Source organism: Tamaricihabitans halophyticus (assembly GCF_004340875.1).
Classification (GTDB): domain Bacteria; phylum Actinomycetota; class Actinomycetes; order Mycobacteriales; family Pseudonocardiaceae; genus Tamaricihabitans; species Tamaricihabitans halophyticus.
This window is the reverse complement of sequence record NZ_SLXQ01000013.1, coordinates 132,039-141,836: the sequence shown is the minus strand read 5'-3', so window position 1 is coordinate 141,836 and position 9,798 is coordinate 132,039. Positions and strand designations below refer to the sequence as shown.

General features: G+C 67.5%; 10 protein-coding genes. 4 read left to right on the top strand and 6 right to left on the bottom strand.

Annotation, left to right across the window (positions count from 1 at the left end; translation table 11 throughout):
- Positions 1 to 947: SGNH hydrolase domain-containing protein (locus EV191_RS30200; RefSeq protein WP_279388454.1), on the top strand; the 947-nt coding region annotated here is incomplete at its 5' end.
- A 12-nt stretch (positions 948 to 959) separates the two neighbouring features.
- Here EV191_RS30200 and EV191_RS23880 read toward each other — a convergent pair.
- The 4 genes from EV191_RS23880 to EV191_RS23865 form a co-directional block, all read right to left on the bottom strand.
- Positions 960 to 1,889 carry a sugar kinase gene (locus tag EV191_RS23880; RefSeq protein ID WP_132879582.1) on the bottom strand — a complete coding sequence of 310 codons (930 nt, stop codon included), beginning with the start codon at positions 1,887 to 1,889 and terminating at the stop codon, positions 960 to 962.
- 11 nt (positions 1,890 to 1,900) lie between these two features.
- Entirely contained in the window at positions 1,901 to 3,115 is a 1,215-nt protein-coding gene (gene manD, locus EV191_RS23875; protein ID WP_132879581.1) for a D-mannonate dehydratase ManD, read from the bottom strand.
- Positions 3,116 to 3,220: 105 nt separating this feature from the next.
- Positions 3,221 to 4,012, bottom strand: coding sequence for a class I SAM-dependent methyltransferase (locus EV191_RS23870; RefSeq protein ID WP_243659185.1), 792 nt, complete (start codon positions 4,010 to 4,012; stop codon positions 3,221 to 3,223).
- A 97-nt stretch (positions 4,013 to 4,109) separates the two neighbouring features.
- Positions 4,110 to 4,940, bottom strand: coding sequence for a siderophore-interacting protein (locus tag EV191_RS23865; RefSeq protein WP_132879578.1), 831 nt, complete (start codon positions 4,938 to 4,940; stop codon positions 4,110 to 4,112).
- A gap of 163 nt (positions 4,941 to 5,103) precedes the next feature.
- Here EV191_RS23865 and EV191_RS23860 point away from each other — a divergent pair, with 163 nt between their 5' ends.
- Positions 5,104 to 6,480 carry a WS/DGAT/MGAT family O-acyltransferase gene (locus EV191_RS23860; RefSeq protein WP_132879576.1) on the top strand — a complete coding sequence of 459 codons (1,377 nt, stop codon included), beginning with the start codon at positions 5,104 to 5,106 and terminating at the stop codon, positions 6,478 to 6,480.
- A 13-nt stretch (positions 6,481 to 6,493) separates the two neighbouring features.
- Here EV191_RS23860 and EV191_RS23855 read toward each other — a convergent pair whose 3' ends face one another.
- A complete protein-coding gene (locus tag EV191_RS23855) occupies positions 6,494 to 7,936 on the bottom strand; it encodes an MFS transporter (RefSeq protein ID WP_243659184.1) in 1,443 nt (480 codons plus the stop codon).
- A 255-nt stretch (positions 7,937 to 8,191) separates the two neighbouring features.
- Here EV191_RS23855 and EV191_RS23850 point away from each other — a divergent pair, with 255 nt between their 5' ends.
- Together EV191_RS23850 and EV191_RS23845 are read left to right on the top strand one after the other, a co-directional pair.
- Complete coding sequence (locus tag EV191_RS23850) at positions 8,192 to 8,581, top strand: YidH family protein (RefSeq protein WP_243659183.1); 390 nt, start codon at positions 8,192 to 8,194, stop codon at positions 8,579 to 8,581.
- Positions 8,581 to 8,910, top strand: coding sequence for a DUF202 domain-containing protein (locus tag EV191_RS23845; protein ID WP_132879575.1), 330 nt, complete (start codon positions 8,581 to 8,583; stop codon positions 8,908 to 8,910). Before EV191_RS23850 ends, EV191_RS23845 begins: the two co-directional genes overlap by 1 nt.
- Here EV191_RS23845 and EV191_RS23840 read toward each other — a convergent pair.
- Entirely contained in the window at positions 8,907 to 9,575 is a 669-nt protein-coding gene (locus tag EV191_RS23840) for a histidine phosphatase family protein (RefSeq protein WP_132879573.1), read from the bottom strand. The genes EV191_RS23845 and EV191_RS23840 overlap by 4 nt on opposite strands.
- Between the last annotated feature and the right edge of the window lie 223 nt (positions 9,576 to 9,798).

Below are 9,798 nucleotides of genomic sequence, written 5' to 3'. Positions count from 1 at the left end.
CCATCGGCACCACCACCCGCTGGGGCGCCTACCGCTTCGGCATCCTCACCCTCATCCCCGTCCTCCTCATCGCCGCCAGCTGGCAATGGCTCGGCAACGAGCGCGCCAGTTCCTATGCCGAGGCGGTGGACAGCCCCGACTATCCCGGCGCGATCGCCCGAACCGGCAGCGTGCAGACACCGGAGAATGACGGGTCCTTCGCGCCATCACCGGTCGCGCTCACCAGCGACTGGTCCAGCCTGAGCACCGACTGCACCCCCTCGGAGCGCAACCCTGAACTGAACCTCTGTCGCAGTGCGACAGCGGGCGAACCGAGCAAACGCATTGTGGTCGTCGGCGAATCACACAGCAGGCAGTACCTTGCCGCGCTACGCCCGATCGCCGAGGAACGCAACTGGCAGCTGGTCGAGATGCTGCGCAGCGCCTGCCCGTTCTCCACTCGGTCCGAAGTGGTCCGCGGCAGTCAGGGCTGTATCGACTGGAATGCCGCCGCGGCCGAGGAAATCATCGATATGCAGCCGGATGCGGTATTCACCATGGCCACGAGGGAGGTTCGGGAAGGGCTCACCGAGCACACCCCACCGGGATTCGTCGAACAGTGGCGCAAACTGGACGCGGCGGGTATTCCGGTGATCGGCATGCGGGACAATCCGCGATTCGAGTTCGAACCAGTGGACTGCGTCGATCAGCGCGGCGCGGACGATCCCGGCTGTGCCGCGCAACGCGACGCCGTGCTCGCACCGAAACCGCCGTACGCGGCGATGCCGGACGTGCCGGACAACGTGCGATTCATCGATATGAGCGACTACGTCTGCGAAGAGCGCACGTGTCCTCCGGTGATCGGCAACGTCTACGTGTACATGGACAACAATCACCTCAGCGCCACGTACCTGAAGACGATGTCGCCGATCCTGGCAAGGGAACTGGACCGGGCGATGAAGTGGTAGCGGCCCGGGCGGCTAGTGCGCCGACCGGCGCGGTAGCAACGTGTCCGGCAGGATGGCGCCCGGCTGCTGGATCACCCGCGCGGCGATCGCATGCCCGGCGGCGGCCGCCTCGGGTGGTGCCGAACCGGTTAGCCGGGCGGCGAGATAACCCGCGTTGAAGGCATCGCCCGCGGCGGTGGAATCCACTGGCTCAGCCACCCGTTCCGCGGGCACCTCGATTTCACCGTTGGGTGTCCACACCAGAGCCCCTCGGGCACCGTCCTTGACCACGATCTCCGGCACGCCGTGCGCGCGCAGCCGAGCAACCGTATCCGCCGGCCCGGCGTCGCCATGCAGTTCGCGTTCATCGTCGAAGGTCGGCAGTGCCACCGAAACGGTCGGCCAGATCGCGTTCAACGCGGCGCGCGCGGTATCCGGGTCCGGCCAGCCAGCCGGCCGGTAGTTCCCGTCGAACACGATCCGCGCGCCGCGCGCCCGCGCACTGGCCAGCTCGGCGAGTAGCCGCTCCCGTGCCGCCTCGCCGAGCAGCTGCAAGGTGATCGCCGAAAGGTAGCAGACGTCGCATTCGGACAGTGCGGCGAACTCGATCGCTCTGGTTCCGTCGAACAGCGCTCGCGCGGGGGAATGCGCACGATAGTAGGTGAAACTGCGTTCGCCAGCGGCATCGGTGCGTACCAGGTACAGACCGGGCTGGGCTTCTGGAGTTCGCTGGATCTGGCTGGTGTCGATCCCCTCCGCCGTCATCGCGGCCAGCATCGCCGCGCTGTACCCTTCGTCGCCGACCCTGGTCAGATAAGCGATCCGTACCGCTGCCGGCTCGGTGAGCCGAGCCAGGTACACGGCCGTGTTGAAGGTATCGCCGGCATACCCGAGCGCCAGCGTGTTCGAGTCCACATGGGTCAGCTCGATCATGCACTCACCAATGGCGAGAACGCGTGCCATACCGGGCCCCCTCACCAGTCGTGCATCGTGCCGTCGAGCAACCGATTCACCGGTAGGTACTTGGGCTGGTAGGGGTACTTCGCGGCCGCTTCCTCGTCGATCTCCACCCCGAGCCCTGGCGCATCGCCCGGATACATCCGACCGTCCCGGAACTCGTAGTTGGTACGGAACACCTCACTGGCCGGTTCGAGATGTCCCATGTACTCCTGGATCCCGAAGTTCGGCACGGTGACATCGAGCTGCAGCGCGGCGGCGAAGGAAACCGGGGACAGGTCCCCCGCGCCGTGCGAACCGGTTCGCACGCCATAGAGCGCGGCGAGGTCGAAAACCTTACGCAGATGCGAGATCCCGCCCGTATGCGAAACCGACGTCCGGATGTAGTCGATCAACCGGTTGGTGATCAGCTGCTGGCAGTCCCAGATGGTGTTGAACACTTCGCCAACGGCGATGGGCGTGGTGGTGTGCTGCCGGATCGTCCGGAACGCCTCTTGATCCTCCGCCGGCGTCGGATCCTCGATCCAGAACATCCGGTACGGCTCGAGAGATCTGCCCAACTGGGCGGCCTCCAGCGGGGAGAGTCGATGATGCACGTCGTGCAGCAGGTGAAAGTCGTAGCCGAAGCGCTCCCGCACCGCACGCATCATCTCCGGCGCGAAATCCAGATATGCCGGGGTGTGCCAACGGTTCTCGGTAGGTAGCCGGGCGTCCGCGGGCTCGTAGGTGGCGCCGGTACCGGGATGGTGCAGGCCGTAGGTGCTGTCCAGCCCGGGAACGGCGGCCTGCACGCGTACCGCTTGATAGCCCTTGTCGAGGTAGCTGGCCACGTCCTCGAGTAGCTCGTCGACATCCTGCCCGCTGGCGTGCCCGTAGATCAGCACGCCGTCCCGCGCCTTGCCACCGAGCAGCTGGTGCACCGGCATACCGGCCCGCTTGCCGAGGATGTCCCAGAGCGCACAGTCCACCGCGGCGATCGCGGTCATCGTCACCGGCCCGCGCCGCCAGTACGCGCCGCGGTACAGGTACTGCCAGATGTCGTTGATCTGCCCGGAATCCCTACCGATCAGCAGCGGAACCACATGCTCCCGCAGGTAGGCGACAACGGCGAGCTCACGGCCGTTCAGCGTCGCGTCACCGATCCCCGTCGTGCCGTCCGAGGTGGTTATCCGCAGCGTCACATAGTTACGCCCCGGGCAGGTCACGATCACATCAGCGGCGGCGATCTCCATCCGCGGCGACTCCTCTGGCCCACGCGTTCCGTCAGGCGAAACGCAGTTCCGACAGTTCGATCGCAGTATATAGGCCAATCCGGTCACTGACGGATACCGCGATGCTCACGGCGAAGCGAGTACCTCGCCGTGCAACACGCTGAACCACGCGTCCTCGGCCGCCGCCCACTCCCGCCAGCCGGTCTCGATCCTGGCCAGATCAGCTTCGCTGGCGACACCGCCGGCCACCGCCTTCCCGGCAAGTGAGGATCGGGTCACCCGCTCCGCCCAGAGATCGCTCCACCAGGCCAGCTCCTCCGCCGTCGCATAGCACCAGACCGAGGCACTACAACGGACTTGCGCAAAACCCGCCCGTTCGGCCCAGCCGCGCAACCGCCGCCCAGCATCCGGCTCGCCGCCAGTCGAGCGCGCCACCGCGCGGTACATGGCCAGCCATTCATCCAGCGCGGCATGTTCCGGAAACCAGGTCATCGCGGCGTAGTCGGCGTCGCGCACCGCGACCACCCCCGTGGGGCGGCAGACCCTACGCATCTCCCGCAGCGCCGTGACCGGATCGGGCAGATGCTGCAGCACCTGGTGCGCGTGCACGACGTCAAAGGAGTCGTCCGGGTAGGCCAGCTGGTACACATCCGCGACCGCGAACTCGATATTGGCCACGCCACGTTGCGCCGCGGCCTCCGCCGCCTCGGCCAACACCTCGGCTTCGGGGTCGATCGCCGTCACCGCACCCGGATTGACGAGTTCGGCGATATCCGCGGTGATCGTGCCGGGACCGCAGCCCACGTCCAGCACCTGACATCCCGGCCGCAATCGATCGAGTAGATACCCGGCCGAGTTCCGCGCTGTTCGCCAACGGTGCGACCGCAGCACCGAATCATGGTGGCCATGCAGGTACATAACCGCCACCCTAGACATGCGCGAGCCATGCGCGCCCAAATATCAAGACACGCTTCCCAATAAGCGAGATAGCTCGGGCGGAACGGGCTGATGAAACCTAGCCTCGCGCGGCCTGTTCCGCGGCTCGCTCGGCGGCCTTTTCCGCCTGCCAGCCGTCCTCGTTCTTGCCTTTGCGCCAGTACCCGGAAAGCGACAACGCCTCCTTGGACATCCCGCGCTCGTTCAGCAGATGCCGCCGCAACGCGCGGACAAAGCCCGCCTCGCCGTGCACGAAAGCCTGCGGCTGCTGCCCGGCGGGAAACTCGAGCGCGCGCACCGCCGCTGGCAGCGCATCGGGGTCTGCGCCGCGATGCAGCCAGGTCACCGAACAGCCCGGCGGCGCGACCAGTTTCTGCTCTTCGGCCGCGTCGGCCACCTCGAGCACCACCTGCCCGCGAGCCGAGGGCGCCTCGGTCGCGAGGCGTTCCAGCGCGGCGCCGATCGCCGGTAGCGCGCTCTCGTCGCCGACGAACAGATGCCAGTCCGCGGTCGGATCAGGAGCGTAGGCACCACCCGGCCCGAGGACGACCAGCTGATCGCCTGGTTGGGCCGCGGCCGCCCACGGACCAGCGAGACCGCTATCGCCATGCCATACGAAGTCGATCGCGAGCTCCTGGTTCACCGCGTCGTGGTAGCGGACGGTGTAGGTCCGCGTCGTCGGCCACTGTTCGCGCGGATACTCGGCCCGCACCACGGAGATATCGAAGGGCTCCGGATAGCGCACCCCAGCACACGGAAAGACCAGTTTCACATAGGCATCGGTAAACCCGTTCGGCTCGAACTCGCCGAATCCCGGTCCGCCGAACACCACGCGCACCATATGTGGACTCAGCCGCTCGGTACGCAATACGGTCAGTATCGCCTGCCGCGTCTTACGCGCCTCCGCCATCAGGACCTCCCTCTCAACTAAGGTAAGCCTAACAAAAATCGCGAACCCCGCGACCGGCGCACCAGAACGGTCCATAATGGACCGGATAGCTGGGTGATATGAGCACATCGGGTGACTACGTACACTCGCTACGCTGCTGCCCCGACAATCCAGGAGCGCGCCCATGGAACTCATGCCACCCACCGAATCGGTGTTCTTGCTTGGCGAGTCCCGGGAGCACCCGATGCACGTCGGTGGGCTGCAGCTGTTCCGCAAACCGGAGGGAGCCGGCCCGGACTACCTCAGTGAGGTCTACCAGGAGATGCTCGGCTATCCGGACGTCAAGCGGTTGTTCCGGCGCCGACCACAACGGCCGCTGCCAGCGTTGGGTAGCTGGGCATGGGCCGAGGACAGCACCCTCGACCTGGAGTATCACGTGCGACTGTCGGCGCTGCCCCGGCCAGGCAGGGTACGCGAGCTGCTTGCCCTTGCCTCCCGCTTGCACGGCAGCCTGCTCGACCGGCACCGGCCACTGTGGGAGATGCACCTCGTCGAGGGCCTTTCGGACGACCGGTTCGCGATCTACAGCAAAGTGCACCATGCGCTCGCCGACGGAGTGACCGCCATTCGGCAGCTGCGCGATTCGCTGTCCACCGACCCGGCCGAGCGTGGCCGCCCGCCAATGTGGATTTCCGCGGACGGCCAGCAAGGCACCAAATCCGGGGTCGGCGCGCACCCGATCACGCTCGCCAGAACCGCGGCAAGCATGCTCGGCGAGTTCACCCGAACCGCGCCAGCGGGCCTGCGGGTGGCTACCGAGGTGCTGCGCGAGCACACCGCGACCTTGCCGATGCAGGCCCCGAAAAGCATCCTGAACGTCGGTATCGGCGGCGCCCGCCGGTTTGCCGCGCAGTCCTGGCCTGGCGAGCGGCTGCGCACGGTCAGCAAGGCCGCGCGAGTATCGGTGAACGACGTCGTACTCGCGATGTGCTCGGGAGCGCTGCGCCAGTACCTCACCGAACAGGCAGCGCTACCGGAAGACCCGCTGATCGCGATGGTGCCGATCTCCATGCGCGCACCGAGCTACAGCGCTCGCGGCGAGGTCGGCGGGAACTCGATCGGCACCGGACTCTGCGATCTCGCCACCGAGGAGCCCGACCCCGCGCAGCGACTGCGGCGAATACACGAATCGATGCGCCGGGGTAAGCAGCTTGCGACCGAGCTCACGCCGCTACAGTTCCTGCTCTTCAGTGGCCTGGTGATCGCCCCACTGAGCTGGGCGATGATCCCCGGCGTGCCCGAGCGGACCAAACCACCGTTCAATCTGATCATCTCGAACGTGCCTGGTCCGCGCAGCACGCAGTACCTCAACGGGGCACGGTTGGAGGGCATCTACCCGATGTCCCTGTTGCTGGACGGTCAGGCGCTGAACATCACGTTGACCAGCTACGCGGGCAGTATCGAATTCGGCGTGCTCGGCTGTCGGCGTTCACTACCCAGTCTGCAGCGCATCCTGACCCATCTGGACACCGCCCTCACCGACCTGGAACAGGCGGTTTGAGCCGCCGAACCGGTTATGGCGTCTCCGGCTCGGGCTCGCCCTTCTCGGTGCCCAGCGGTTCCTCGGCCGACTCGACCACCCGGCGGCGCAGCATCATGGCCAGCGGCACACCAAGCGCGATCACCGCGGTGGCAAGCAAGAACGCCACACCCATCCCGTCGACGAAGACGATCTGCACCACGGCCCGCACCGCGCCGGCGATCGGTCCGGAGTCCGGCGCGCTGGTCTCTGGCACGACGCCCTGGGTCACTTCGGAGACGCCCATCCGCAGCTCCGTGCCGAGGCCCTGGGAAAGACCGGCTTCGGTGATGCGATCGGGCAGTGTCGAGTTGACCCGTGTCGTCATCATCCAGCCCATCAACCCGATACCCAGGATGCCGCCGATCTGGCTGGCGGTCTGCTGGATGGCCGAGGCCATCCCGGTCATCGAATCCGGCGCCGCCCCCATGATCGACTGCGTGGCCGCCACCGCGCACATTCCGGTGCCGAATCCGACGAGCAGCGCGGGGCGCACCAGCTCACCGAACCCGGAATCGGTGGTGAGCTGCGCCAGACCAAGCAGTCCGGCGACCATCAGCACGACACCGGCGATAACCGGCCAGCGCGGCCCATAGCGTTGGGTAAGCATCCCGCTCAACGGCGCGCTGATCGCGACCACGGCGATCGGCGTGAGCAACCACAGACCGGCGGTGATCGCGGCGAACTCGTGCACGTTCTGCAGGTAGAGCGTGAGCAGGAACAGCAGCCCGAATACCGCGAAGGAGCTCAGGATCAGCACCGAGGCTGGCACGATCACCGCGCGGATGCGGATCAGCTGCAGCAACGGGCCGAGCAGGCCACCGCCGGGCCCCTTCGACTCGCCGACGGCGAGGTAGATCAATACCACGGTAAGCGCGGCGATCGGCACGTTCAGCAGGAAGACCGCCGGCCAGCCGGACGCCTGGATGATCACCCCGGCGACCACCGGGCCGAGGCCGATGGCCAGCGCGTTCGCGCCACCCCACACCCCGAGCGCGGCCCCCAGCCTGCCGGGTGGAAACACCGAGCGCACCAGCGCCAAGGCGGCGGGATGCAACAGCGCGCCGGCGATGCCCTGCAACGCCCGGAACAGGATCAGCACCGTGACATCGGTGGATAACGCGATGGCCAGCGAGGTGACGCCGAAACCGACGACCCCGATGGTGAAGGTGCGACGCCGGCCGATCCGGTCGGCGAGCCGGCCAGCCGGCAACAGTCCAGCGGCCAGTGCGATGAGGTAGGCATTCGCGACCCATTGCAGATCACCGAGGCTCGCGCCAGTGGTCTCGGCGATATGCGGCGAGGCGATGGTCACCGCGGTGCCATCCAGGCCGACCATGCCGATACCGATACACACCGCGACGAGCGCCAGCCACGGACGTCGCCGCGGCCGCGCCGGCTCGATACGCGTGCGCTCGATCATGTCGCTCTGGCTCACTCCACTGCCTCCCCTTGGGCTGCCGCATTTCCGGCAACTCCGCGGTGCACTTCCGGCGCGCTACCCAGCTGAGGGAGCAACCCCCTCGGGATCTGTGACGCAACTGGACTCAAGCGGGCCCACGCTATCCCACGGATGGGCTAGCAAGAACATCCCCTCGGCTGGATTTTGCCGCGTACCACGTGTCGCAATGGACAAACTGGGCATCTCCCGCGTGTCGCTGGCGGGAAGTCGCCCGCTGATTATCGTGAAGGCGTGCCAACAGATCCCCAACATGCCGACCACAAGCGACCCGATCGGGCTCGCTGGCCGCGACGCGTGTACGGCGTGGGAGCCGATCCCGATCCCCGCTTCTCGATGGCCAACGAACGCACCTTCCTCGCGTGGCTGCGTACCGGGTTGGCGCTGATGGCCGGCGGCGTCGGGATCCGCGCGTTGCTGCCGGTCGGCCCGTTGGAGCGGGCGCTCGCGGTCGGCCTGCTGGTGCTGGGCGTGCTCTCGGCGGTCGGCGCGTTCGTCCGTTGGGCCGCTACCGAACGCGCGATAAGGCTCGGCAGGGCGCTGCCGCCGCTGCGGATGGCCGCGGTGTTCGGGGTTGGCCTTGCCGTGGCCGGGGTTGGCGCGGTCGTCTTGGTGTTGCGCTGATGTCTGAGCTGGCTGGGACGCCCGATCCGGGGCTACAGGCCGAGCGCACGGCGCTCGCCTGGGTACGTTCCTGCCTGGCCCTGCTCGTCGCGGCGGTCGCGTTGAGCCGGCTCGTCGCGTATGTCAACGGAGTCGTCGCGGCCGTGATCGCCGTTGGATGTATTCCGCTCGCGGTGTTGGTTGGGGTGCTCGCCGGGGCGAGGTACCGGCGGAGCGTACGTCGGTTCCGGCTGTCCCGACCGGTGGGTGACGGCTTGCTACCGGGCGCGGCCACGCTGCTCGTCGTACTGCTCGGCCTAGCCGGGCTCGGCTATGTACTACTCGGCTAGCGATAGCTGAGCAGGTCGGCGGAGTTGCCGGTGAAATGCGCGTGCTCGTTGTACGACACCATGCTGATCCCGGAGCGACCGGTCACCAGCGTGGTGAACGCGCCATTGACGGCGACCCGGTTCAGGGTGATGAACGCCTGCCCTGCGCCGCCGAGCAGGCCGGCGCACAGTGCCGCGATCACCCCGCCCGAGGTGAAAACCAGCGCCCGACCACCCCTGCCGAGGTTTTCCGCGAGCTCGTCAAAGGCCGCGCGAACCCGTGCCTGAAAGCCCACCCAGCTTTCCGGGTAAGCGGCGGATTCGCCCGCGGCTACCCATTGCTCGATGGCTTCCTCCAGCTTGCGCTGATACTGCCGGTTCGCCGCCTGCCGGTCGCGGCTCGCACTGCCGTCGCCCGCGTTTCCGGCAAGTCCGATGTGGTCGTACTCGTTCCAGCGGGCATCCGTCGCGTAGGACCGTGCCCAGCCGGCCGCGGCGAGCGCTCCGGCGGCGGTGTCGCGCTGCCGGCGCAGCGTCCCGCTGAGCACCCGGTCGAACCGTTCCCCACGGTCGCGAAGTGTGGCTCCGATGATCGCGGACTGCCGTACGCCGAGCTCCGAGAGGTTGTCGTAGTCCGCCGCGCCGAACGAGGCCTGCCCATGCCGAACAAGATAGATCGCGCCCATGGGGTCAGCTTCGCGATCAAGTGAAGCGGAAGCAACCACGCTCGCCACCGCGATCGTCAAGGATCTTGCGGTCCGCGCCTCGTGCTCACGTGACACGGGTGGCCCAGCGGGGATGCGTCACACCACCACGCTGGGCCACCCGTCAGGAGGGGTACCGACGATATTCAGTTGGCCGGGCCGGCTGGCCCGGATGGCTCCGGCCGGATCACCGACGAAGCCATCG

Bases quoted from the DNA above. Each gene is read 5' to 3' on its own strand.
- EV191_RS23880 (WP_132879582.1), bottom strand. From the start codon at position 1,889: ATGGCACGCGTTCTCGCCATTGGTGAGTGCATGATCGAGCTGACCCAT.
- manD (WP_132879581.1), bottom strand. From the start codon at position 3,115: ATGGAGATCGCCGCCGCTGATGTGATCGTGACCTGCCCGGGGCGTAAC.
- EV191_RS23870 (WP_243659185.1), bottom strand. From the start codon at position 4,012: ATGTACCTGCATGGCCACCATGATTCGGTGCTGCGGTCGCACCGTTGG.
- EV191_RS23865 (WP_132879578.1), bottom strand. From the start codon at position 4,940: ATGGCGGAGGCGCGTAAGACGCGGCAGGCGATACTGACCGTATTGCGT.
- EV191_RS23860 (WP_132879576.1), top strand. From the start codon at position 5,104: ATGGAACTCATGCCACCCACCGAATCGGTGTTCTTGCTTGGCGAGTCC.
- EV191_RS23845 (WP_132879575.1), top strand. From the start codon at position 8,581: ATGTCTGAGCTGGCTGGGACGCCCGATCCGGGGCTACAGGCCGAGCGC.
- EV191_RS23840 (WP_132879573.1), bottom strand. From the start codon at position 9,575: ATGGGCGCGATCTATCTTGTTCGGCATGGGCAGGCCTCGTTCGGCGCG.